The organism is Alcanivorax sediminis, assembly GCF_009601165.1.
GTDB classification, from domain to species: Bacteria; Pseudomonadota; Gammaproteobacteria; order Pseudomonadales; family Alcanivoracaceae; genus Alcanivorax; species Alcanivorax sediminis.
Window position 1 is genome coordinate 2,108,963 of sequence record NZ_WIRE01000001.1, and the last position, 24,684, is coordinate 2,133,646.

The 24,684-nt window shown below is 57.7% G+C and carries 16 protein-coding genes; 13 read left to right on the forward strand and 3 right to left on the reverse strand.

Going from position 1 to position 24,684, the window contains the following annotated elements:
* Positions 1-115 precede the first annotated feature (115 nt).
* Positions 116-1,717, reverse strand: a complete 1,602-nt coding sequence (locus tag GFN93_RS09670; RefSeq protein WP_153500901.1) for a GMC family oxidoreductase — start codon at positions 1,715-1,717, stop codon at positions 116-118.
* 104 nt (positions 1,718-1,821) lie between these two features.
* Between GFN93_RS09670 and GFN93_RS09675 the strand changes: the two genes are divergently transcribed.
* The 12 genes from GFN93_RS09675 to GFN93_RS09730 all read left to right on the forward strand — a co-directional run bounded on the left by GFN93_RS09675 (position 1,822) and on the right by GFN93_RS09730 (position 22,459).
* Positions 1,822-2,457, forward strand: a complete 636-nt coding sequence (locus GFN93_RS09675) for a DUF3047 domain-containing protein (RefSeq protein WP_153501934.1) — start codon at positions 1,822-1,824, stop codon at positions 2,455-2,457.
* A 272-nt stretch (positions 2,458-2,729) separates the two neighbouring features.
* Positions 2,730-3,290, forward strand: coding sequence for an HNH endonuclease (locus tag GFN93_RS09680; RefSeq protein ID WP_153500902.1), 561 nt, complete (start codon positions 2,730-2,732; stop codon positions 3,288-3,290).
* Positions 3,291-3,591: 301 nt separating this feature from the next.
* Positions 3,592-6,201: an endo alpha-1,4 polygalactosaminidase gene (locus GFN93_RS09685; protein ID WP_328594480.1), complete on the forward strand. Its 2,610-nt coding sequence runs from the start codon at positions 3,592-3,594 to the stop codon at positions 6,199-6,201.
* Entirely contained in the window at positions 6,164-7,042 is an 879-nt protein-coding gene (locus GFN93_RS09690; protein WP_153500904.1) for a tetratricopeptide repeat protein, read from the forward strand. Before GFN93_RS09685 ends, GFN93_RS09690 begins: the two co-directional genes overlap by 38 nt.
* A complete protein-coding gene (locus GFN93_RS09695; protein ID WP_153501935.1) occupies positions 7,042-9,813 on the forward strand; it encodes a tetratricopeptide repeat protein in 2,772 nt (923 codons plus the stop codon). Before GFN93_RS09690 ends, GFN93_RS09695 begins: the two co-directional genes overlap by 1 nt.
* Positions 9,814-9,824: 11 nt before the next feature.
* Positions 9,825-10,337, forward strand: a complete 513-nt coding sequence (locus tag GFN93_RS09700; protein ID WP_153500905.1) for a hypothetical protein — start codon at positions 9,825-9,827, stop codon at positions 10,335-10,337.
* The gene (locus GFN93_RS09705; RefSeq protein WP_153500906.1) at positions 10,337-11,668 is read left to right on the forward strand and encodes a PelD GGDEF domain-containing protein; all 1,332 of its coding nucleotides are present in this window, start codon (positions 10,337-10,339) and stop codon (positions 11,666-11,668) included. The genes GFN93_RS09700 and GFN93_RS09705 overlap by 1 nt, the downstream gene beginning before the upstream one ends.
* Positions 11,661-12,668: a hypothetical protein gene (locus GFN93_RS09710; RefSeq protein WP_328594482.1), complete on the forward strand. Its 1,008-nt coding sequence runs from the start codon at positions 11,661-11,663 to the stop codon at positions 12,666-12,668. The genes GFN93_RS09705 and GFN93_RS09710 overlap by 8 nt, the downstream gene beginning before the upstream one ends.
* Complete coding sequence (gene pelF / locus GFN93_RS09715) at positions 12,649-14,208, forward strand: GT4 family glycosyltransferase PelF (RefSeq protein WP_153500907.1); 1,560 nt, start codon at positions 12,649-12,651, stop codon at positions 14,206-14,208. Before GFN93_RS09710 ends, pelF begins: the two co-directional genes overlap by 20 nt.
* A complete protein-coding gene (gene pelG / locus GFN93_RS09720; protein WP_153500908.1) occupies positions 14,208-15,578 on the forward strand; it encodes an exopolysaccharide Pel transporter PelG in 1,371 nt (456 codons plus the stop codon). The genes pelF and pelG overlap by 1 nt, the downstream gene beginning before the upstream one ends.
* 705 nt (positions 15,579-16,283) lie before the next feature.
* Positions 16,284-21,845, forward strand: coding sequence for an alpha-2-macroglobulin (locus GFN93_RS09725; protein WP_153500909.1), 5,562 nt, complete (start codon positions 16,284-16,286; stop codon positions 21,843-21,845).
* 215 nt (positions 21,846-22,060) lie between these two features.
* Positions 22,061-22,459, forward strand: a complete 399-nt coding sequence (locus GFN93_RS09730) for a hypothetical protein (protein ID WP_153500910.1) — start codon at positions 22,061-22,063, stop codon at positions 22,457-22,459.
* A gap of 340 nt (positions 22,460-22,799) precedes the next feature.
* On the opposite strand, the gene GFN93_RS09735 is transcribed toward GFN93_RS09730, so the two are convergent.
* Positions 22,800-23,312, reverse strand: a complete 513-nt coding sequence (locus GFN93_RS09735) for an outer membrane beta-barrel protein (RefSeq protein WP_153500911.1) — start codon at positions 23,310-23,312, stop codon at positions 22,800-22,802.
* A 72-nt stretch (positions 23,313-23,384) separates the two neighbouring features.
* Here GFN93_RS09735 and GFN93_RS09740 point away from each other — a divergent pair, with 72 nt between their 5' ends.
* Entirely contained in the window at positions 23,385-23,993 is a 609-nt protein-coding gene (locus GFN93_RS09740) for an HAD family hydrolase (protein ID WP_153500912.1), read from the forward strand.
* Positions 23,994-23,999: 6 nt separating this feature from the next.
* Here GFN93_RS09740 and GFN93_RS09745 read toward each other — a convergent pair whose 3' ends face one another.
* Positions 24,000-24,599 carry a GNAT family N-acetyltransferase gene (locus GFN93_RS09745; RefSeq protein ID WP_153500913.1) on the reverse strand — a complete coding sequence of 200 codons (600 nt, stop codon included), beginning with the start codon at positions 24,597-24,599 and terminating at the stop codon, positions 24,000-24,002.
* Positions 24,600-24,684: the final 85 nt, after the last annotated feature.

Consider the following 24,684-nt stretch of genomic DNA (forward strand, 5'->3'; position numbering starts at 1 on the left):
GCGCCGTAGGCGAAAATTCGAATTGAGCGGGGAGTGTGGAAAATAAATATGACAGAAGAGTGAACGTTGCCAGCGAATTGCGGGAGCAATGTCGCTGACAACGAAGGGGGTGGGATCAGCCAGCGTCGGCGAGAATGAAATCTGCGCCCTTCTCGGCAATCATCACGGTGGGGGCATTGGTGTTGCCGCCTACCAGGGTTGGCATGATGGAGGCGTCGATGACGCGCAGGCCTTCAAGGCCATGAACACGTAACTGGCTATCCACTACGGCCATATCGTCGCTACCCATTTTGCAGGTGCCTACGGGATGATAGATGTTGTCGCACTTCTGGCGCAGGAAGTCACGCAGCTGGTCGTCAGTCTGCACATGGGCTCCAGGGAAGATTTCCTCTCCTCGCCATGGGGCGAGAGCATCCTGGCCCATGATTCGTCGAACTTCCTTGAGGCCACGCAGCATGCCTTCCATGTCTTCCGGGTGCTCAAGGAAGCGAGGGTCGATGAGTGCTGGTGAGCGAGGGTTGGCATCACGCAGAGTGATGCTGCCGCGGCTTTTCGGGCGCAGGATACAGACATGGCCGGAGTAACCATGGCCCATGCTGAAGCCCAGATTAAGACCATGGTTATCAAGACGGGCGGCAGTCAGGTGCAGCTGCAGATCCGGAATGGGTTCTTCGGGACGGGACTTGATGAAGCCGCCCGCTTCCGCCACGTTGGAAGTCAGCTGACCCGTGCGACGATAAAAGAAATCAAAGATCCCTTTCAGGCCGGTCATCAACAGGGCGACGGGATCGAGGCTGAGCGTGTCTTTTTTGAGGCTCTTGTGAACGACCAACACGTCCGGGTGATCCTGCAGGTTCTCACCGACGCCGGGCAATTCATGCACCAGAGGGATATTGTGCTCTGCCAGCTCTGCCGCCGGGCCCACACCGGACAGTTTCAGCAGCTGTGGAGAGTTAATGGAACCGCCGGAGAGAATGACTTCCCGGCTGGCCTTGAGCGTGCGGATCTGGCCGTTGTGTTCGACTTCGACGCCGACGGCACGTTTGCCTTCGAACAACACGCGGTTGGCCAGGCAGTTCGTCATCACCGTCAGGTTGGGGCGGTCCATCACCGGGTGCAGGAATGCGCGAGACACGCCGCAGCGCTCTCCGTCTTTCTGATTGACCTTGTACAGGCCAACGCCTTCCTGAACGTCATTGTTAAAGTCATCTGTCTGCGGATGACCGGCTTCAACTCCGGCTTTGATAAAGGCATTACTCACAGGGTGGGAATAGCGCAGGTTGGCAATGTTGAGCTTGCCGCCGGTGCCGTGAAACGCGTTTTCACCATCTTCGTAGTGTTCGGAGCGCTTGAACACGGGCAGCACGTCATCGTAGCTCCAGCCTTCATTACCCAGCTCTGCCCAGTGGTCATAATCCCACTTGTGACCGCGGGTGTAGCACATGGCGTTGACGGCAGAAGAGCCGCCAAGGGTCTTGCCGCGGGGAATGTAGATCTGGCGGTTGTTGAGCGCTTTTTGCGGTACGGTGTAATAACGCCAGTTGCGGGCATTGGAGCGCATCATCAGGATGATGCCGGCGGGGATACGGATAAAAAGGCTGTTGTCCGCAGGCCCGGCTTCCAGCAGGCAAACCCGGTTATCCGGGTTTTCGGAAAGGCGGTTGGCCAGTACGCAGCCGGCAGATCCGGCACCGACAATGATGTAATCAAACTCCATGGATAGCCCTCAAACAGTGTGACTTACGGAAAACACAAGGCCCTGGCGAGATGACAGGAGTCCTGTTCCGCGTAAACAGTATGTCTATTTTAGGAAAAAAGCCGATGAACACGAGGCTTGTGACCGACCCGGTGGTCGAATGTTTACTAATTGCAGCTTGCTTGTCGTTGGCTTTCTGGCCGCAAGCGGCGGTTTCACAGGTCCCGGAGGGTTGGGAGCCTGTGTATTTCGAGGGGAAAACGGAGTATCGGCTTGAATCAGATTGTTGGCACGCACTGGCCAAAGGAACCGCTTCCGGGTTGGCAAGGAAGCATTCGGTCGATCTGAGAGCAACACCGGTGCTGCGTTGGCAATGGCGGTCAGATCAACAGCCGGATTGGCCCGGCAAAGAAGAAAAGAGCAAGGAGGGAGACGATTTTGTCGCTCGGGTCTATGTGATCAAGAAGGGGTGGATGCCCTGGCAAACCCGGGCCATCAATTATGTGTGGTCTCGACAGTATCCCGTTGGTGCTCACTGGCCAAACCCGTTTGCCAGTCAGGCACATATGGTGGTGGTACAAGGCCCGGATCCCGTGACGGGGTGGCAATCCTTTTCACGTAATGTGCGCGACGATTTTCGCCGCTATCACCAGCTGGATGTGGAGGAGGTCGATGCGGTTGCGATCATGACGGATGGCGATAACACCGGGGCAACAGTGTCCGCCTGTTACCGTCTGCCGACCTTTCAGACGCCGCCATAGGGCTCGGGTTGCGGCTTGCCGTCTCTGCTGGTTATTATTTGAGCATCTTTGCTTAGCCTGTTGAGGCAGGTTAAGCAAAGATCTCATAGCCAGGGCAGGGTGATTGTGTTCTTGGGTACCCGGAAACCAGTGTTTCACTCTTCAGACACCGTCTGCCAGCGCCCTTGTCCCCCGTTTCTTGCGTCTCTTCATCCGTTCTGGTTTGTCGCCGAACCGTCATCGCTTCGTGATTACTCTTACCTCATTACACGATTGCACTGGAGAACATGCCCATGAGTGAACGGATCCTGCGGCTGGACAAGGGGGGAACCCCGATTGAATGGCTGGACTGGCAAATGGCGGCCACGCTGTATGCCCGCGATCTGGTCACCTGGACGCTGGGGGAGGTGATCTATCGCCCCAAGGGCGGAATCTGTCGCCACACCGGTAAGCGTTCGACCCTGGCGCTGCACTCCATTATTGCCTGTGATGGGGCGATTCACACCCACAGACGTATCGCGCCACCACTTACCAACCGGGCCCTGTTTCGGCGTGATCAGCAACTTTGTCTCTACTGCGGCAAGCCCTTCCCCGAAAGTGCTCTGACCCGTGATCATATTGTGCCGACTTCCCGGGGCGGTCGGGATCATTGGTCGAATGTGGTGTCGGCCTGCCGGCGCTGCAATCAGCGCAAGGGGAGTCGGCGACTGGAAGAGATCGATATGGATTTGCTGGCACTGCCTTATGTGCCCAACATGGCGGAATATCTGGCGTTGATTAACAGCCACCGCATTCGCGGGGATCAGATGGACTTCCTGCGGCCTCAGTTTGGCAAAGAGAGTCGATTAGCGTAAGAAGAAAGCATGAATTTTCTTCATGCTTAAACAACTTTTTGCTTTTGTTCTACAAGTGCCACTGCAGTATTTCTGTTACATCATGTATAAAGCCGGTCACGTCACACAAATAATGTGAAGGAATGCACGTTTGTATCGGTTTGCTATTCTAATAGCGGGAGTGCTTCTTGCACTTGCGGGCAGGGGGCTCGCTGCACAAGCTCCTCCTTCCGCAGCCGCTTTCTACTATGGGGCAGCCATTCCCTGGGCTGAACTATCCCTATACGAGTATCCGGTGGTGGAACCCGGGCAGGCGAATGGGGTGCCGACTGACTTTCGTGATCAAACCTTTTATGCCTACGTGAGCCTGGGTGAGGTGCTCGCTTCTCGCTCTTATTTCTCCCGTATCCAGCCGGAGTGGAGACTGGGCAAGAACCCCAACTGGGGCTCCTTCATTCTGGATCAATCCTCTCAGCCGCTTCGCGACCTTTTCCTGGATCTGGTGTTTGCTCCGTTGTGGGAGCAGGGCTACCGCGGTTTCTTTCTGGATACTCTGGACAGTTATCAGCTGGCAGTGACGGACGAGGCCGGCCGGCAGGCCCAGCGCGAGGGGTTGGCGGCGCTGATCAATGCGGTGGGCGAGCGTTACCCCGACGCTCGCTTCATCTTTAACCGTGGCTTTGAGCTGATGCCCATGGTGTCGGCCACGGTGGACGCCATCGCGGCCGAGTCCCTATACCAGAGCTGGCAACCGGACACTCAGGCGTATCAGAGCGTGCCGGAAGCCGATCGCGCCTGGTTGATCGAGCAGTTACGTAAAAGCCGGGAAACCTATGGTATCGAGAGCATTGCCATTGACTATGCGCCTTTAGCCAATCGTGATCAGGCCCGTGAGCTGGCCGGGCGCATTGCCGCCCACGGGATCATTCCGTGGGTCACTAATCCGGCCATCGATGGCATGGGGCTGGGGCTTAGGGAGATCCTGCCACGGGATGTGCTGGTCATTCATGGCGGCAATGACGAGCGGACCTGGGAGCTGGCTGATGCGGTTCGCTACGGATTGATGCCGCTGCAGTTTCAGGGACTGGTGCCGGAGATCAGAAGCATTGACGAGGCGATGCCGTCGGGACTACTGCGTGGCCGTTATGCGGGTATCGTGATCTGGCTGGAGAAAGACAACATCACCACGCCGGCGTTTGAAGACTGGCTGGTTACCCAGCGTGAAGCCGGGGTGCCCATCGCCATGATCGGCTACCCGGCGGTGGACCCATTGGGACCCAATGGCAGTGTCTTCGGTTTTGAGGGGCGCAATAATCCCCGTCAGCTGCCTGAAGCAGTGACCCAGCACCCGGCGATGGGGTTTGAGGCGCCGTTGCCAGCCTACATGCCCGTGGGTGAACCCCTCTACAACAGTCAGGCCACCGTACCCTGGCTGGAGCTGATGTCCGGTCAGCAGCGTTATATGCCGGTAGCGATGACAGAGTGGGGAGGGTATGCCTTCAACCCTTACGTGATTCGTTCCACCTTGCCTACTGTTCAGGGCAAGGGACTGGAGCGCTGGATGCTCAATCCGCTGACCTTCATGAGCGATGCCCTGAAGCTTCCGCAGATGCCGATCCCGGATGTCACCACCGAGAATGGCAAGCGCCTGCTGTTCGCGCACATTGATGGTGATGGCTTTCCCAGCCTGGCCGAAGTGGAGGGTTATCAGGGGCAGCCGGATGCGCTTGTGCTGCTGGAAGAGGTTCTCAAGAAGTACAGTGTCCCGACGACGGTTTCCATCATCGAAGGTGAGGTTTCTCCGCAGGGGCTGTACCCGAAAATGGCGCCGCGCCTGGAGCACATTGCCCGTCAGATCTTTGCCCTGTCCCATGTGGAGGCGGCGACGCACACCTATTCCCACCCCTTCTTCTGGTATGACGCTGAAGCGCAACCTGCGGACCTGATCGGTGAGGAAGGGCAGCTGCGCCTGCCATTACCGAACTACAGCATGACACCGGAACGGGAAGTGGCCGGTTCCGCCCGTTACATTGATAGCAATCTGCTGCCGCCGGGCAAGAAGACCCGCATGGTGCTGTGGAGTGGCGATACGATCCCGACGCCGCAAGCGTTGAAGGTTGCCCGAGAGCATGGCCTGCTGAACATGAATGGCAGTGACACCGTCATCACTCGCAGTGAGCCAACATGGACGCTTATAAAAGGTATCGGTCTTCCCAAGGGGGGCGAGTATCAGGTGTATGCGCCCAACCAGAATGAAAACATTTATACCAATGAGTGGACCGGGCCCTTTTATGGATTCAATCGGGTCATCGAGACGTTTGAACTGACCGAAAGCCCGCATCGCTTCAAGCCGGTGGATATCTATTACCACACCTACATTGCCAGCAAGAATGCCTCCCTGCAGTCCCTCCTGGATGTGTATCGATGGGCCGGCAAGCAGGACCTGCATCCGGTATTTGCCTCGGAGTATGTGCGCAAGGTGCTGGATTTCAACGAGATGGTCATCGCTCGCGACGGCGATCGCTGGCTGGTGCGGGGTGGTGGCGAGCTGCGCACCCTGCGTCTTCCTTCATCGCTACCCTTGCCGGATCTGACCAGCAGCGAAGGCCTTGCCGGTTACCGGGAAGACAAGCCAGGTCGCTATCTGCATCTCACCGGCAAGCAGGCTAGCTGGACGGGAACGGAGCAACCGCGGGCGCCCTACCTGCAACAGGCCAATGCCCGCCTGACAGCGTTTGAGACATTGCCAGAGGGATGGCGTTTTTCCCTGCAGGGCCATGAAGGCTTGTCATTCAGCTTGGCCAACATGACAGGTTGTCAGTTGCGCCAGAACGGCAAGGTCATTTCTCCCGCCCGACGCAGTGGCGGCCTATATCACTACAGGAGTGCGCGGCATGGGCTCGAAGAGCTACGGCTACAATGTTCGCACTGAGCGCCTGAGTGTGGCTCGCTTGCCGGAGCTCGCCATCCTGATGGTGGTGATACTGGTGGCGTTCTGGCTGGTGTTTCCGCGCAACCTTTCTGAAACCCTGCGCAACTCGCGGCTTGATGCGGTAAGCCTCAGCTACATGAAGGCCTGGTTGCGGGCCAAGCCGGATGATTATGAGCTGCGCATGTTGCTGGCCCGCGAACTGGTTGAGTTGGGTGAGTATCAGCAGGCAGCCTATCAGATGGAATTGATCCCGCGTGGCGAGCGATTCGGTTTCGCTGCGGAGCTGGCCTGGCTGGAATTGCGTCGTGATTTCATCCAGCTGATGGCACTGCAGCCGGCGGAACGGCCGAGCTCTGCGTTGTATCCGCAAACCCGTGATCGTCTCAAGGCGCTGGATGTTGCCTCGCTGGATGCGCAACACAGCGAACAGGCGGCCGAAATGGCCATGGCCATGGGACTGGTGGATCAGGCGGTGCGTCTCTATCGCCAGCAAGCAGCAACAGGCCAGGGTCAAGGTGCGGAAAAGTTCCATGCCTTGTCCGCGCGATTGTTACTGGGTAATGGTCGTTACCGGGATGCGGCAGAAGAGCATCTTGCCGCCATGGATGCCAGTGACAGCTATGCTGTGCGCCGCCGTTCCTTTCTGGCCGCTCTAGAAGTGCTCCAGGCTGGTGAACTCTATGCGGAAGCCGTACGTGTGATGCGTGAGCGAGACCAGGCTTTCCTCGGAGACAAGGACGTGCTTTACCGGTTGATGAATCTGTCACTGGCCTGTGCCGATGTGCCCCAGGCACAACACTATGCAGTGCTGCTGCTTCGGCTGCCGGAGGATGGTAGTTGATGAAATGGCAGGGGGCAGTGTTCGCGGTTCTGTTGTTTGCTGGCCAGGCCCATGCAGAAACGAAGCCCGAACCTTACGTAGAGTCCTATTACAACGATAGTTATCAGGTGTTTGTCGGCGCCGGCAATCTGGTGCGTGCACGGCAGGTAATTGACAACGCCTTGTACTGGCGTCCGTCCGATGTACGTTGGTGGGAACGACTGGCTCAGGTGGCGCGCTGGCAGGGCGATGCTGAAACGTCCCTGCAAGCCTGGCAGAAGGTGGCAGAGCTGTCGGATTCACGCCAGGCCTGGGATGAAGTGATGGCACTGGCGCCTGCGGTTTACAACGATGAACTGGTGCTCGAAGCGCACCAGAAATCCCTGCGAGACCGTCCTCGTGATGCGGACCTGATCGAAAAGATAGCTCGCCAATACGAGTTGCTGGGGCGTCCGGCTGAAGGCGTGTCGTTTTTTCGTGACTGGCATCGTCGCTATCCGAGCCGGCCTGCTTTGCGGCAGATGATGCTGCTGTCACTCAATCAGGGCGCGGATCTGCAGGCTGTGCGCTATGCCCGGCAATACATGGATCGCTATGGGCCACAGCATGACATGGCCCTGCATGCGTCACGCATCCAGTGGCTCCACGGTGATCGCAATGCGGCCGTGGACAACCTGGCGCGCGATGCCACGGGGCTGGATTATTCCCCCCAGATCACCCGCCAGCTGGCGGTAATGGCGGCAGAGCAGGGGCGCTGGGACTTGGCCCAGAGTCATTACGAGCAACTCATCGCCAATGACGACGACACCATTGCGGACCTCTACACCTACATCAACCTGATCCGCTACCGCGACCGAGATGAAATGGTGGCGTTGATGTCCCGCGCCTGGAAGAAGCTGGAAGACCCGGCATTGGCAGTGGGTGTGCTGTATGCATTGCAGGAGCGCGGGGACTCGATCGGGGTGCAGGTGTTCCTGGATCAGTTAAGCGCAGAACAGCGCCAGAAGTTGGAGCAGTACCCGCAATTCATGCAATTCCAGGCTGCCTTTCAGCAGCGCAACAAGCGTCACGGTGAGGCGCGTCGCTCCCTGCAACAGGCATTGTATCTGGCTCCCAACGATCGCGACTCCCGCATCAGCTGGCTATGGCTGCATGTGGCTGCGGGTAACAAGGCCATCCTGCGCCGCAGCCTGCTGGCATGGAAAGAAGACACACGCCGCAGCAGCGGCTACTGGGAAGTGTGTGCGGCGGCTTACCTGGTGCTGGGTGATACCGATGAGGCGCTGCGTTACCAGAAGGCATTGCTGCAACGCTCGCCCAATGACTGGTCGCGTCAGTGGCAGTACGCCCAGACATTGATCTCGGCCGGGCGCAGCGATGAGGCCTGGCCGGTGCTGCGTCACCTCTGGTCCAATCTGCCCGCGCAGGTGGAGAACGAGCAGAAGGCTGAGTACCTGTACATGATGCAGGCCCTCAGCCAGTACTTTGAAAATGGTGATGCCTCACTCAACCGTGCCAATGCGGTTGCGCGGTCTCGCGGTCAGCTTGAAGAAGGCAATAAATCCGACTGGCTGGCGCAGTGGTCATTGCTGCAAACCAGTCAGGAGCTGGCACTGGGCTGGTATTTGCGCAGGATGCAGGCAGAAGGAGAACTACAGGCGGGTGCTGGGCTGACCTATGCATCGCTGCAGAACGATATCGATGGTATTGCCCGCGCCAGGGATCAATATGGCCCGAAGCTCTCCACTCAGGAACAGCTGGATACCCACCTGCAGCTGGATGAACCCGCCATGGCCGCTGCCCGTTTTGCGTCTTTGCAGGAGGGCGCTCCCGAACTGGCGGGTGCCCACCCCATGCAGGAAGACCTGCTGTTGCCCTTTGCCCGCTCATCGCAAGTGAATGCGGGTTTACAACGTATTGGCGCACTGGACATCGAGGAGTGGGCGTTCACCCAGTATCAGCCGGTGGGCCGTTTCAGCCAGTTTGCCCTGCAATTCAATCAGAGAGCGTTCAGCAGCAATGATGAAACCCTGCTGGTGATTGATGAGGATGAGCGTCGTGCGGCGGTGCTCTGGCAGTATCGACGCGCCCGTTACCAGCACGCATTGTATGTTGGTCAGCGCAGCCTGCTTGAAAACACGGAAACTATGGCATCGCTGGATCTGACTGCGACACTGGCCCGGGAATGGTCGCTGGGCTGGGATTACCAGTGGCATATGCCGGCGGATGAATCCTCCTTGCTGATTCTGGGGGGCTCGCGCACCGGTAGCCGTTTTGCCCTGGACTGGAACCCCTCCAGCTACTGGCAGAACCGCCTGGATGTGGCTGATTACGAGTATCGTGACCTCAATGACCAGATTCTCGGTGATGGGCGCATCGTCAATATCGAGACGAGCTGGCGCCCTTGGCTATCCCGCTTTTCTCCCGGCATCCGAGTGATCCATACACGGGCTGACTTTACCGAAGTGCGGCAAAGCATGGGGGAGGTCAGGGCGTTTATTCCGGCAGGGGAGTCCACGTCGGCTATTCCGCAGGACTATTACCAGACAGAAGCCGTACTGATGTTAGGGGCGGGGGATCTTCATATTCGCCCTCATCGCCTGCAGGCCTGGGCTGAGATTGGCTATAGCGAGAACAATCTGTTTGAAGATGGCATCAATGGACGAATCGGCATTGAGGGCCCGCTGATTGGCCGCGATGCCTGGAAGCTTTTGTTTGAACGGCAATTGAATACCGGCGGTAGCAATGAAGACAGTTACCGTGCCGCACTGGAATATCGAATTTACTATTAGGGAGCAATGTCATGAGAGTTCTCATCGCAGTGATGCTGGTGATCGCGGTTGCGGGATGCACCCACGTTCGCAGCAGCAAGGGCGTCAACCTGTCAGGGGAGGGAACCTGGTTGGTTCTGCCTCTGGTTAACCGTACTGCGACTCCGCAGGCTGGCCTGAGAGCCTCTGCCATTGTCGAGGCGGTGTTGTATCGCCGTGGTGCGGAGCGCGTCGAAGTCTATCCCGAGACCGACAGCGATGGCGTGCTGTTTGAAGCCTCATCCAGTGCCAGCCGTAACAAGATGGCGCAGTGGGTGAATACCCAGAACGCCAACTATGTGGTCAGTGGTGTGGTGCATGAATGGCGCTACAAAACCGGCGTTGATGGTGAGCCGGCGGTGGGGGTGATGCTGGAAATTCGTGAGCTGCCATCGGGCAAGATTGTTTACAGTGGCACCGCTTCCCGAGCCGGCTGGGCCCGTGATTCCCTGAGTGAAACGGGCCAGAAAGTCATCGATAAACTGCTCAAGCCGGTAGTCGACTAATGCTGGAACAGGTCGCCAACGGCAAACTGACAAAGTGGCTTGCCCCCTCCATGCGGGTGGGCTGGTCCATGGTGGAAACCGTGCTGCTGACGGCTGCGGCGGTGGGAATCGGTCTGTGGCTGCGCCCGGAAGATCCCATGACGCTGGATGCCGACTTTCGCTGGATTCTGCTGGTGCCGCTGGTGATCGCCATGCGTTACGGTGGCCTGGTGGGCGTATGGGCGATGTTGTGTCTGATTGGCTGCTGGTACGTACTCAAGACCTCTGGCCTCTACGCCCAGCAGTCCTTCCCGGAGGGCGCCATGCTCGGAGGGCTGGTATTCACTCTGGTGGCGGGGGAGTTCTCGGATCTCTGGCGTGTACGTCTGATGCGTGCGGACAGTGCGGCCAGTTACTCCCTTGAGCGCCTGAAAAACCTGACGCAACGCTTTGTACTGCTGCGCCTGTCCCACGATCGCCTTGAGGAGAACCTGCTTACCAAACCCTACACGGTGCGAGACGCCCTGTTCCGGCTTCGCTCATTGGCGCTGGAAGAAAGCAGTGATACCGCGCTGCCTGCCGGAGACGACCTGCTGGGTATTCTGGCGGAGTATTGTCAGTTGCAGCGGGCGGCACTGTATCCCTGTCGCGATGGCGTGATTGATGACAGGCCTGTGGCTGTACTGGGCGAGAACCGCCCGCTGGAAAAGGACAACAGCCTCCTGGCTTACGCCATGGAGAACCAGCTGCTGGCCCATGTGCAGCAGGAGAAGGAAGAGAGCTACCACGGGGCATATCTGGTGGCGGCACCGATCAGCAATAGTGCCGGGAAAATCATTGGTGTGTTGGTGGTGGAGCGGATGCCATTCCTGTCCGTGAATTTTGAAAATCTGCAGCTGCTTTCCGTACTGCTGAATTTCTATGCGGATGTGGTTTACGCTGGCAAGGATACCCACCTGTTGCTGGAGCGCTGGTCTGCGTTGCCTTTCCAGATGGCCCGTGAACTGGTTGCGTTGGGTCGGCTTCGGGAAGAGGGCAAGGTAGAGACTTCCCTGACACTTTTTGTGGCGGATGACAGCGAGCAGGCCGGCCTGATTCTGGATGCTCTCGCGCGTGGCCTGCGCAGTCTGGACCTGGCCTGGTGGGTTTCTGATCGCACGCTGCTGATCATGATGCCGATGACGGGAGTGTCCGGTCTTGAGGGCTACGTGCTGCGAACCGAGCAGTGGCTGCAAGACGAATTTGCCTTTATGAGCCTGCGCCAGGCAGGGGTACGCTTCTTCTACCGCCACATGGATACCCGTTCCACCGAAGTGCAGCTGGCCGAGCTGCTGGAGGCTGGGGGTGTCTAATCTGAAGCTGCTCTTTTATGCCATCAGCTCGGAAATAGCCTCGCTGATGCTGCTGTTGAGTGACGACACCTCCGTGGCGTACTTCATCGTGTATCTGCTCGCTCATGCATTGGCCTCGGGGCTGATGTCGGTGGTAGCGTGGCGATTCCTGCCGGCGCGCTTTCGCACGCCAAAGATGCTCTCGTTGTTACTGATTTTTGGATTCGCTTTCTTTATCCCGGCCATTGGGCTGTTGACCCTGCTGATCGGGATTGTGGTGGGGGTCTGGCTACCGGCCATTTTCCGCGATAGACCCTTCTCGCTGGTCGGGGAGCCTTACTACACGCCGGTGCAGGCAGCCTCAAGCAGCAGCTTCCGGCAGATTGATATCCAGAGCCTGCTGTCCAGTCCGGACTCTCCGGATGCGCTGCGGATGCAGGGCATGCTGGTGCTTAAAGACATGCCCGCCCGGGTCACCGGCAAGGTGTTGCGTGAGTCCCTCGGCGATCGTTACGAGGATGTGCGTCTGCTGTCCTATGGCATTCTGGATCTGAAAGAAAAGACCATCACCCGCGATATCGACCGGCTGTTGCAGCTGCTGGAGCGGGCCAAATCCTCGCGCCGTTATGGTCTGGCCCGTCGCCTTGCCGAACTCTATTGGGAATTGACCTATCAGGATCTGGTGCGCGGGGACATCCGCAAGCTGACGCTGGAAAAGGCCGCTTTCTATGCCGATATGGCATTGATGGAAGCGCCGCAGGATGCCGGGCTCTGGGTCTTGCGTGGGCGTATCCAGTTAGCCCAAGGGAGTGTCGGAGAGGCTCAGCAGTCGCTGGTGTTTTCCCGTCGTTTGGGGCTGTCCGCCAACCAGGTCAACCCGTGGCTGGCTGAGATTGCCATGGAACGTCGTCAGTTCTCGCTGGTGCGTCGTCTGATGGGCGAGATCTCCGATAACAGTCAGTTCACCCACCTGAATAAATCCGTTGAATACTGGAGAGGTCATGGGCTTTCCCACCGCTGACAAGGCCGATATCTGCCTGCTGCTTGAAGGCACCTTCCCTTTCGTCAGTGGCGGGGTGTCCAGCTGGGTTAACCAGATGATTCGGGGTTTCCCCGAATATACATTCGCCTGCTGCTTTATCGGTAGCCGCCCTGAAGACTATGGCTCAATGAAGTATGAGTTGCCGCCGAATGTGGTGCACCTGGAGACCCACTATCTGCACAATTTCAAGCGTGGCGCAGAGAAGCGCCCCATGAAAGGTGATACATCAGCCTATCAGCAGGTTGGCAAATTTCATGAGCTGGTAAAAAGTGGCAAGAACACGGAGCAGAAAGTGGCCATGTTTGAAAGCATGGTTGGTCAGCTGGGCGACGGTAAAGCGCTCTCTGAAGATTCTTTCCTGCGAAGTCGAGCCAGCTGGGAATACATTTCCCGCTGTTACCGGGAGCAGAGCCGCGATCCTTCCTTTGTGGATTACTTTTGGACGGTGAGGATCATGCACTCGCCGATCTGGGCACTGAATGAGATTGCCGATAACCTGATCCCGGCAAAGATGTACCACACCATCTCAACGGGATATGCAGGTTTCCTCGGTGCGCTGCTCAAGCGGCGCACCGGCAGGCCCCTGCTGCTTTCCGAGCATGGTATCTATACCAAGGAAAGAAAGATTGATCTATTCCAGAGTGAGTGGATCAGCGACAACCGTGGTCTGGTTGAAAAGAACAACGCGGAGATGGCCTATTTTCGTGAAAAGTGGGTGAACTTTTTTTCTGAACTTGGCAAGCAGTGTTATCTGGCTGCTGACGAAATTGTTGCCCTGTACGAACGTAACCGTGAGCGACAGGTGACTGATGGAGCGCCAGCGGAGCGCACGCATAATATTCCCAATGGGGTTGATTTACCGCGTTTCGCAGCCGTGCGCGAAGCCAGGGGAAATGATGTACCGAAAGTCGCCTGCCTGATCGGGCGGGTGGTGCCGATCAAGGATGTGAAGACCTTCTTGCGCTCCATGCGAACGGTGGTGAACGAGATCCCTGATGCCCAAGGCTGGATTGCAGGGCCGCAGGATGAAGACCCTGAATACGTGAAGGAATGTCAGGGCCTGGTCGCCAGTCTGGGACTGGACAAGAACGTCACGTTTCTCGGGTTTCAGAAAATTGATGAGCTATTGCCGAAAGTGGGCGTGTTGGTGTTGAGTTCGATCAGCGAGGCCCTGCCCCTGGTTATTCTTGAAGGTTTTGCGGCGGGCGTCCCGACTGTCTCCACGGATGTGGGTTCCTGTCGTCAGTTGATCGAGGGGCTCGGGGCCGAGGACGAAGCACTGGGTAAAGCGGGAGATGTGGTCGGCATTGCCGACCCTGAAGCGCTTGGCAAAGCCGTGACTCGTTTGCTGACGGACAGGCCTGCATGGGATGCTGCCCAGCAGGCTGGCATTCGACGTGTGGAAGCCCTTTACACTCAGGAGCTCATGTTTGCTTCCTACCGCAACCTTTACGAAGGTTTGATGGCGAAAAGTGCTGAGAGTGTTGCCGAGGTTGGCAAACTGAAGGGGCACAGCTGATGGCGGGGATCGGGTTCGAGCTTCGTAAACTGCTTCGCAAAGACACCCTGCTGGGTCTGATCCGTGCCTATACCTATGCGGGAGTCATCAGTTCCGGGCCTTGGGTATTGTCGATCATTGGCATTCTGATTATCGGTATCTTCAGTCTGGGGACCGTGATTCCGGATGTGGCTGTTGCGCAATTCCAGGTATCGGTCACCTATTTGATTGCGTCCAGTCTGGTTTTGACCGGGGGCATTCAACTCGCCTTCACCCGTTTCTGTGCAGACCGCGCTTTCGAACGACAGGAAGAGCTGATCCTGCCCAATTTTGGTGGCGTCACGCTGCTGGTGACCGCCGTGGCTGGGCTGCTGGGGCTGGGTGTGGCGTTGTACATGTTTCACGCCGAAAGCATCCTGTTTCGCGCGCTGTTGGTGGCCTGCTTTGTCGTGCTGTGCAATATCTGGATTGCCACCGTTTTCCTGTCTGGTATGAAACAGTACAAGGCAATCCTTTGGCTCTACGCGCTCGGCTATTCCATTACCGTGTTTGCGGCTTACTGGCTGCGTTTTCTGAATCTGGAAGGGCTGCTGCTGGGGTTCCTGCTGGGACAGGTTACGCTGTTGACCGGCATGCTGGTCATGATTGTTCGGGGCTATCCCTCGGTCAGAATCGTTTCCTTTGAGCTCTTCAGCAAAAAATACCTTTTTCCATCACTGATTCTGGTTGGCCTGTTTTATAACGCCGGTGTCTGGGCCGACAAGGTTATGTTCTGGTATTTCTCCGGTACCGGCAGTGAGGTGATTGGGCCGTTACGCTCATCGCTGATTTACGATATTCCGGTATTTCTGTCCTACCTGTCGCTCATTCCCGGCATGGCGGTGTTCCTGGTGCGCATGGAAACGGACTTCGTGGAGTACTACAACAACTTCTATGGCGCGGTGCGTGAAGGGGGATCCCTGAGCTACATTGAGGATATGCGCAATCAGATGGTGTTTGTCATCCGCCAGGGGGTGTTCCAGATCCTCAAGATTCAGGCCATCGCCGCATTGGTTATCATGGCCACCGGCGCGCAGATTTTTGCGGCGCTGGGTATCTCCGAGCTATACCTGCCGTTGTTGAAAGTGCAGCTGGTGGCGGCCGCCCTGCAGGTTGTATTCCTCGCCATTATCAATGTGTTCTGTTATCTGGATCAGCGGCGCATGCTGGTGATGCTCACTGGCCTGTTCCTGGTACTCAATATTGTCTTTACCGCCATCAGCCTGACGCTTGGGCCTCAGTTCTTTGGCTTCGGTTACATGGCCGCGCTGGGGGTATGTGTGCTGGTGGGCTTATGGCTGGTCAACCGACGCATGAATGAACTGGAATACGTGACGTTTATGCTGCAGTGACGCAGCACGCTTCACGCAACATCATGCTCCCGCCGCTTTCGTCGCCCTTGTATGGGAGCAGTCGTTCGACCTCGAAATGACATAAACCTGAAAATCGCGGTGGAACCACCGCTCCCACAAAAACAGGGAGGGGCTGCCAGGCTCCGGCCCTTATGTGGGGCGTTTGCACTGTCGGTCTGGCTTTTGAACTTCCTTGGAGCTTATAGCTCCAATCGCGTGCAGGCACACTCCCACCGTATTCTCCGCAGCGGATTGTTTTCGCGTGTTGGGTGTTGCGTGGAGCGTCCAGCAGCCGCAGAGCGGCCAAAAAAAACGGCGCCCAGAGGGCGCCGATTAAAGTTTGGCTCGGGAGAGCTACACGGAGCGAACTCCGCAGCCGATGGATGGGACCTCATCGACACAATCATTATGTGGACATGTGTTCGCATTCGCATTCGCCTTGCAGACTTTTCGGTTGGCTCCTTAGGTCAATAATTGCACGAACGTGCATTCAGCTATCCAAGCCACTGTTTTTCCAGCTTTTCTCATTGTGGCTCTCGTGGTGATGTTTCATTTCTGGAGACTGTCCGTCTAAAACAGGAATGGCATGCTTACCGTTTCCGGTGCGCGGTGGGTAGCGCATTGATTTGTAGTCTTTGGCTTACAACGATTTGCAGTACTGATGTGCTATGTTTGTCCGATTCATTGAACTAAGGGAAATGACTGATGCCAACGTCGTTCGCAACGGCTTTTCGCCTCTGGCTGATTACGCTCAGCCTGGCGCTGGTGGCCTGTGAGGACAAGCCTCAAACAGGATCGCAAGCGGAAGTGAAACAAGAGCAGGGAGGAGCGGGTTCTTCATCGCTGCCCCCCCTTGATGATCGTTGGCAACAACATTTGGCGGCGAGCCCCGCGGGTACGATCAGTGCTCGTGCGCCAATCAGCGTTCGCTTCAGCCATCCGGTGTTTGATGAGCAGTCGGTGGGCAAGACGGTTTCGGGTGTGGTCAGCCTGAAGCCCGAGTTTCCCCATGAGGTGATTGCCGTGGCGGCGGATCGACTGGAGATCCGTACCGAAAACCCGCTGCCAGGCGGACAATCGCTGCAGTTGAATCTTTATGCCCAGGGGCTGGAAAGCGTGGATGACCAGCTTCCGCCTGCGGTGTTTGATCTGCAGGTACTGCGCCAGCAGCTCAGCCTGACGGTGGAATCGCTGCTGCCGGGAGACGATGGCAATAACATGACCCTGTCTGGCACCTTGCAGACCCGCGATCTGGCTGACAGCGTCGCCGTGGAAAGCAGCCTGTCTGCCACCGGGCCGGGCGCACCGACCCTGACCTGGCAGCATGACAGCGCGGGTCTTGAGCACCGCTTTACCGTGACGGGTATTGCCCGGGAAGACAGTGAAGGCAAGCTGACCCTGCGTTGGGATGGTTCGCCGCTGGGCGTCGATAATCAGGGGGAGCGCCATTATGGTGTGCCGGCCCGGTCGATCTTTGCCATCACCAATGTGCGGGCAGTGAATTACCCCAAGCCCCATGTGGAAGTGAATTTCTCCGAGCCGCTGCAGGGTACACAGAACCTGCTGGGGCTGGTAACACTGGATCGTAATCTCAAGCCGCGTACCGAAGTAGACGGCAGCCGACTGCGTATTTACCCCGATGAGAACAGTGAGGAAACGGTCAAGCTGGTGATCGAGGGGGGAGTGCGCTCGGCCAAGGGCATCCGGCTGAACAAGAAACTGGAGCAAACCGTTACCCTGATGATGTCGCGGCCTGGCGTGCGCTTTGTGGGGGAGGGCACCATCCTGCCAGAGGGCAAGACGCTGAGCGTGCCTTTTGAGGCGGCCGCGATCCGTTCCGTCAAGGTGCAGGCGTTCCGTGTTTTCGATGACAACATGGGTATCTACCTTCAGGGCAACGATCTGGATGAAGGGGATACGGATAGCCGCACCGGCCGTTATCTGTGGCAGAAGACGTTGGCCCTGCCGGCCAATGGCGATGGTTGGCAGCGTTATCAGCTTGACCTGACCGAACTGATGGCGAAACACCCCAATGGGCTAGTCATGCTGACCCTGACCATCGACGGGGATGACATTCACTATGACTGTCCTGCCGAAGCACTGACGCGCAAGACAACCTTGCCCGAGAATTATGAAGGCCCCGGGCAGGATGACAGAGAAGACCGTTTCAGCCGTTACTACGATGATGCCGGTTATCTAAGCTGGTACGAACAGGACAACCCCTGTTCCGACAGCTACTACAAATACAACGATCTGGCCTCCAGCACCCGCGCCTTCCTGGCGTCCAATATTGGCCTGATCGCCAAGCAGGGCGAAGACCAGCGATTATATGTGGTCGCCACCAGCCTCAACGACAATGAACCTGCTGACGATGTGGTGGTGAAGGTCTACAACTACCAGCAGCAGCAGATAGGCATGGGTTTGACCAATGGTGATGGCATGGTCACCGTTGAGCTGGATGGCACTCCGTTTTATCTCAAGGCCAGCAAGGAACGCGATACCGGGTTCCTCAAGCTGGCTCGCAACCGTGCCTTGCCCACCAACCAGTTCAATACCGGCGGGGTGCGCGTTCGTGACGGATTGAAAGGCTTTTTCTACGGTGAACGGGATGTGTGGCGTCCCGGTGATGACATCCACCTGACCTTTATTCTCGAAGACCAGAATGACCAGATTCCGGATGATCACCCGTTGACGCTGGACTGGTTCGATCCGCGCGGCAACAAGATCCACAGTTATGCCCTGGAAGCACCGGTTAATGGTTTCTATGCCTTTACTCTGAGTACGGTGGACGACGCGCCTACCGGAAACTGGCGGGCGGTGGCCCGGCTGGGCCAGCGTTACTTTGATACGCCGGTGCGGGTGGAAGCGATCAAGCCCAATCGTCTGAAAATTGAGTTGGCCCTGCCTGAAAAAGTGGCGGCCAACGAGGCCGAGCCCGTCACGCTCTTCACTCAATGGCTCAATGGTGCCACCGCAGCCAACCTGAAGGCGGATGTGAAGGTGCGCAGCCGCGCAGTCACGACTCGTTTTTCAGGTCTTGAGGCCTACGAGTTTGACGACAGCACCCGCGCCCTGGGCAGTGAACCGTTTACCGCGTTTGATGCCAACGTGAATGGCGAAGGCAAGGCCACATTCCCGCTCACCATTCCAGCTGAGCAACCGCCGGGCATGATGCGAGCGACCCTGACCACGCGGGTATTCGAGAACAGTGGTGACTACAGTACCCAGATCCGCAGTGTGCCTGTTTACCCCTATAGCCAGTGGGTCGGCATGCGCGTGCCGCAGGGGAGCGGCTGGGGCGGTGCCCTGGCGCGCAACGAGCAGCATGGCATTGATCTGATCAGTGTGGACAGTGATGGCAAGCCGGTTGCGGGACGTCCCCTGATGCTGACGGTCTATGAAATTGACTGGCGCTGGTGGTGGGATCGCTCCGGTGATGACCTGACGCATTTCATCAGCGATCCTCACACCAAGGTGATTCGTGAAGCGCAGATCACCACCGATGCTCAGGGGCGTGGCCAGTGGAGCTTGAATGGTGAGGATTATGATTGGGGGCGCCACCTGATTCGCGTGTGCGATCAGCAGAGTCAGCACTGTGCTTCCCGGTCCGTGTATCTGGGCTGGAGCTGGGATCAGGCGTCCGGCAGTCAGGATGCGGCTACACGCTTGAGTCTTGGTGCCGACAAGGAGCGTTATCAGGTTGGCGAAACTGCCCGTATTGAGTTGCCAGCTATTGCAGAAGGTCGTCTGCTGGTCAGCATGGAAAACGGATCCGAGGTGCTTGAGCAATTCTGGAAATCGGCCACGGGCCAGGCTCAGACTCTTGAAATTCCTGTCAGCGCAGAGATGGCTCCCAACGTCTATGTGCATGTGGCGTTGTTGCAGCCTCATCAGCGTGACAATGATCGGCCGATTCGTCTGTACGGTGTAGTGCCGTTGCTGGTGGATGATCCATCGACCCGTCTGCAGCCGGAAATCGAGGCGCCGGCTTCGGTGAAGCCGGAGCAGACTTTCTCTGTGGCGGTAAAAGAGCAACAGGGAAAAGCGATGACCTACACCCTGGCACTGGTGGACGAAGGCCTGTTGGGGCTAACCAATTTCCGTACCCCCAATCCCCATGATGGGTTCTATGAGCGCGAGGCACTGGGTGTCCTTACCTGGGACCTGTTTGACCTGGTCGCCGGTGCCTATGGTGCCGAGTTGGACCAGCTGCTGGCGCTGGGCGGGTCTGACAGCGGCGATGATGGTCGTGACAAACAGCGTCGCCGTTTTCCGCCGGTGGTGAAATTCCTTGGGCCGTTTTCACTTGAGGGCGGAGAAACCGCCAACCACGAAATCACCTTGCCGCCCTATATGGGCCAGGTGCGTGTCATGGTCGTTGCGGGTGATAACGGCGCTTACGGCAAGGCCGATACCTCTATTACGGTGACCCAGCCGCTGACCTTGCTGAGCACCCTGCCACGGGTGCTTGGTCCGGGGGAAACGGTGTCGCTGCCAGTGACGGTGTTTGTCACGGAAGACAGCATCAGCAAGGTAAAACTGTCTGTGGAAGTGGATGAGGAACTGTTCAGTGTCGATCGCGACACGACCAGCCTCACCTTCACCGGTCCATCGGATCAGATTGCCATGCTGACGCTGACGGCCAAGCAGCAAACCGGTATTGGTAGCATCACCGTCACGGCCAGGGCGGGCAAGCACAAGACCAGTGAGACCGTTCACTTGCCGGTGCGTGCGGCTAATCCGCCCACAACACGGGATACTTTCAAGGTGCTGGAGAAGGGCGAGCTCTGGGCGCTGGAAACGACGCCCCACGGTTTGCCCGGTACCAACAGTGCCGCCCTGGCGGTCAGTACCCTCCCGGCCATGGGGCTGGAGCGTCGCTTGCAGTATCTGTTGCGTTACCCCCATGGCTGCATTGAGCAAACGACATCGGCGGCGCTGCCGCAGCTGTACCTGCCACAGCTGATGAACCTCAGCGATCAGCAAAAGCAGGATATTCAGACCCATATCGACGCAGCGATCTCCCGCTTGCAGCGTTTCCAGCTGGCCAGTGGTGGTTTCAGTTACTGGCCGGGTCTGGCGGAGGCCAGCGACTGGGGCTCCACCTATGCAGGTCACTTCCTGCTGGAAGCCCGTCGTCTTGGTTATGCCGTGCCTGCCGACATGCTGGACAGCTGGCAGGCGTGGCAGATTCGTCGCAGCCAGAGCCTGGGCGAGCGGCCCTGGGAGTGGAGTTCGGAAGCCTACCGCCAGTACACTCTGGCGCTGTCCGGCAAGCCGCAGGTGGGTGTCATGAACCGCCTGCGTGAGCGTCTGCAGGTAGCAGAGAAGGATTACCGGCGCAGCAGTAGTTACCACAATGGCCGCTGGTTGCTGGCGGCCGCCTACCAGCAGATGGGGCTGTCTGATGTGGCGGCTGAGCTGACTACGCTGAAGGGCAACGACCTGCTGCAGGACGGCGCCAGCTACACCTATGGGTCTGCATTGCGTGACCAGGCGATCCGCCTGACCGTGACACAGGCGCAAGGTCATGACCAGCAAGCCTGGGCACTGGCCCGTGATATTGCGGATCAACTGTCAGGGCAAAGCTGGTACAGCACCCAGACTACGGCCTGGTCGTTAATGGCCATGGCCCGCTACGCGGGGAGCCAGAGTGATGACAAGTCCTATCGTTATGCCGTGAAAGAGGGCAAAACAGGTTGGCAGGATATCGCGGCCACGTCACCGGTGACGCAACAGGCGCTGGCATCCGGTGAGCAGGGACTGACAGTGAGAAATGACAGTGATCGCAAGCTGTTCGTCACGCTTAGCCAGACCGGGACTCCGGCGCCGGGTAACGAGCAGCCCGTCAGTGAGGGAATCTCCCTGTCGGTGCGTTTCCTGGCGGACGGTAATCCGGTAAATCCGGTGGCTCTGAAACAGGGACAGGATTTCACCGCTGTGGTCACCGTGCAGAACCTCACCGGCAGAACCCTTGAGGATGTGGCACTGACCCAGATCCTGCCTTCCGGCTGGCAGCTCACCAGCAGCCGCCTGGATGGCAGTGCCGAGAACAGTGACCGGGTAACCTGGCAGGATCTTCGTGATGACCGCATCATGCATTACTTCGACCTCAAGCCGGGCAGCCAACACAGCCTGACCTTGCCAGTGGAACTTAACGCATCCTTCGCGGGGCGCTACTATCTGCCGGCCTGGACAGTGGAAGCCATGTACGATGGTCGTTACCAGGCGCGCAGCAAGGGCCAGTGGGTGGAAGTGAATCGCTAGCTTGAGTGACGCCTGAGGCCGCAGGCCAGACGGAAACATGCCCCCCCTGACGCTTCGGCATCGGGCGGGGTGTTTTGGCCAGGTGGTGGGTTGCAGCATCAGGCTTCGAGCTTCCGGCGTCAGGCAATCCTGCAGCAACGCAAAGAACCCGAAACTTTCCCTACGCTCTGGCCCGGAAATCGGCCTTAACGTACGCAATCAAGGAATTCACAGCCATGATGAAATGGCGTTTGATCTTGTCCAGTGCGGCACTCGCGGTGGTGCTGTGCATGTGGTACTACACCTTTGTCTGGCAACAGGGCCAGCCTCCTGAAGGGGGCGTAAAGGTCGTACAGCAGCGCAGTAGTGACGGGGTCGACTGGTACATCACCCTCCATGACACGGGGCAGACTCACTGGCAGGCCAGCGGCTCCAACTTTGAGCTCAAGGTCGACAAGCTGGGCTCGGACGGATTCGAGCTGGACCTTAAATATCAGACCGGTGAAGTCCGTCGCCACATCCAACAGAAGATGCGACTGGAGCCGGGGTTGAGTCTGGTGGCAGCGTTTGGGGAAGATCAGTTTAGTGAAATGCCAAACCGGGTGTTGCTGGAGAGGGTGGTAGAAGGACAATAGCTACAAGCTACAAGCTACAAGCTACAAGCTACAAGCGAGAAGCGAGAAGCGAGAAGCGAGAAGCGAGAAGCGAGAAGCGAGAAGCGAGAAGCGAGAAGCGAGAAGCGAGAAGCGAGAAGCGAGAAGCGAGAAGAACAGGTTCCGCATTTCCGGTTTTTGCATTTCGGAACTCGCTGCTTTCACCACGGCACATATCGCTTGCGGGCAAGCTACCACTGTCAGGGTTGAACGGGATAGAACGGTGGTCGACAGCGCTTGAGGGTGGGTTTTTCTTTGTTTATCGCCGCAAGCGACATGAAAAGGGCGCCATTCGGCGCCCTTTTTTATGCTGAAACGTGGATCAGAACTGATAGCGTACGCCGGCGCCAATGGCATCCAGCTTGGCGTCGTTATCGAATCGCAGGTACTCGGCATAGACGTAGAGTTTGTCCAGTACATCCACCGTGGCACCAATGCCGCCGAAAGGATCAGATGAGGAATCATCGTCGCTGAAAGCGCCGTTCTTGATATCCACATCGGTGCTGGCAATACCGGCCTTGCCGTACAGACCTACCGGTCCGAGTTCGAAACTGAGCAGCCCCGCGACAGTGAGGGCTCCCCCTTCAATCGTGGTGCCATCGTCCGCTTCCAGTTCGCCGAAATCGTAGTAACCCACTTCGGCACCAACCAGCTCAAGCGGTCGCCAGCCAAGAAACAGGGCGCCGGTGGTATCGTTGTCGTCGAAACTGACATTATCGATATTCTCGTCCACTGAGATATCGTACAAACCGGCACCAATATAAAACTCGGCACTGGCAAGTGGGGCGAGGGCCAGCAGGCTGGCACCAAGCAATAGCGAGTAGCGTTGTTTCATTCTTGACTCTCCCTGTGTGATGGTCCTGTACAGTATTACTCAAGATGACAGTCATGTGTAAGAGGGCAAGTGATGGCCGTGAGACCGGGTTTGTATCTGCAACGACGATGGGTTGAAGGGGTGATTTTTGATCTGGATGGCACGCTGGTGGATTCCCGTCTCGACTTTTCTGCCATTCGCGCTGAGCTGGGCTGCCCGGCAGGGGTGGACGTGCTGGAGTACATCGACAGTTTGCCTGAGGCCGATCAGGCAAGGGGGCATGAGGTGGTGCTCCGCCATGAGCGTGAAGGCGCGGAGCGGGCAGAATGGATGCCGGGGGCAGAGGCCTGTCTTCAGCGGCTAAAAACGGCGGGTATTCCGGTGGGGGTGCTGACACGTAATGCACGGGATATTGCACGACTGACACTGAGCCGCCTGGGTGGCAGCATCGAATGCCTGCTGGCCCGTGAAGATGCTGCGCCCAAACCCGCACCGGATGGACTGCTGCACATTGCCCGTGAATGGGGGCAAGCACCGCAGCAGCTGGCCTACGTGGGCGACTTCCGGTTTGATCTTGAAGCGGCTCGCAATGCTGACATGGCCGGCGTTTATTACGATCCCAAGGGGACGAACCAGCATAGCCACCTGGCAGACAGCGTGATTCAGCACTTTGATGAACTGGTGCCGTTCAGGGATGACTGAGTGGCGTCAGCGGGGTTTGCGCAACATTCCCCAGTGCATCACCGCTCCTCCGGGCAGGTAACCATGATGGGCTATCTCAAACCCGAAACGCAGATAGAGCGATACGTTTTCAGGGTTGTGGGTATCCAGATAAGCAGGCATCCCCTCATGATCAAATTGTTCCAGTGTTGGCCTCAGGATGGATGATCCAACCCCTTTTCCCTGCTTGTCCGGCTCTACACCGAAAACAGTCAGGTAGTAGTGCGGCTCGCTAATGATGGTGTTGTGCATGGCCTGCATGTCTTCTACGGCGTCCAGCTGCCGTTGCACCGCCATTGGGCCCTGTGCAAAAAAAGCTGGTAACAGGCCAAGGCGCATCAGGTCCAGCCAGCTGTGCTGCATGGCGTCGGAGGGCAGCCAGAGCGCCGCACCATCCCTGTTGTTGCTGGAGCAGACCACTTTTCCATTGAGGTGGGCATGGCGAAGCATGAAGCGGAAGGTGTGCAGGCTTTGCCTTTCCCTTTTCGCATCGTTAGGGAAAAAGTAGACAAAAAGAGGATCCTGGTAGAACGCCCGACTCAGCATTCCGGCAAGGTGTTCGGTTTCCGGATGAAACTGGGTTGCCATCGTTTCGTTACCTGCTTCAGGGAGTCATGCCGTCCAGTGGAGAGTGGCCACTCAAGTATTAAAAGAACTGGAGCGCAATACTACT

Coding starts and splice junctions, on each gene's coding strand:
- GFN93_RS09670 (WP_153500901.1), bottom strand. CDS start 1,717: ATGGAGTTTGATTACATCATTGTCGGTGCCGGATCTGCCGGCTGCGTA.
- GFN93_RS09675 (WP_153501934.1), top strand. CDS start 1,822: ATGAACACGAGGCTTGTGACCGACCCGGTGGTCGAATGTTTACTAATT.
- GFN93_RS09680 (WP_153500902.1), top strand. CDS start 2,730: ATGAGTGAACGGATCCTGCGGCTGGACAAGGGGGGAACCCCGATTGAA.
- GFN93_RS09690 (WP_153500904.1), top strand. CDS start 6,164: ATGGGCTCGAAGAGCTACGGCTACAATGTTCGCACTGAGCGCCTGAGT.
- GFN93_RS09695 (WP_153501935.1), top strand. CDS start 7,042: ATGAAATGGCAGGGGGCAGTGTTCGCGGTTCTGTTGTTTGCTGGCCAG.
- GFN93_RS09700 (WP_153500905.1), top strand. CDS start 9,825: ATGAGAGTTCTCATCGCAGTGATGCTGGTGATCGCGGTTGCGGGATGC.
- GFN93_RS09705 (WP_153500906.1), top strand. CDS start 10,337: ATGCTGGAACAGGTCGCCAACGGCAAACTGACAAAGTGGCTTGCCCCC.
- pelF (WP_153500907.1), top strand. CDS start 12,649: ATGGGCTTTCCCACCGCTGACAAGGCCGATATCTGCCTGCTGCTTGAA.
- pelG (WP_153500908.1), top strand. CDS start 14,208: ATGGCGGGGATCGGGTTCGAGCTTCGTAAACTGCTTCGCAAAGACACC.
- GFN93_RS09725 (WP_153500909.1), top strand. CDS start 16,284: ATGCCAACGTCGTTCGCAACGGCTTTTCGCCTCTGGCTGATTACGCTC.
- GFN93_RS09730 (WP_153500910.1), top strand. CDS start 22,061: ATGATGAAATGGCGTTTGATCTTGTCCAGTGCGGCACTCGCGGTGGTG.
- GFN93_RS09735 (WP_153500911.1), bottom strand. CDS start 23,312: ATGAAACAACGCTACTCGCTATTGCTTGGTGCCAGCCTGCTGGCCCTC.
- GFN93_RS09740 (WP_153500912.1), top strand. CDS start 23,385: ATGGCCGTGAGACCGGGTTTGTATCTGCAACGACGATGGGTTGAAGGG.
- GFN93_RS09745 (WP_153500913.1), bottom strand. CDS start 24,599: ATGGCAACCCAGTTTCATCCGGAAACCGAACACCTTGCCGGAATGCTG.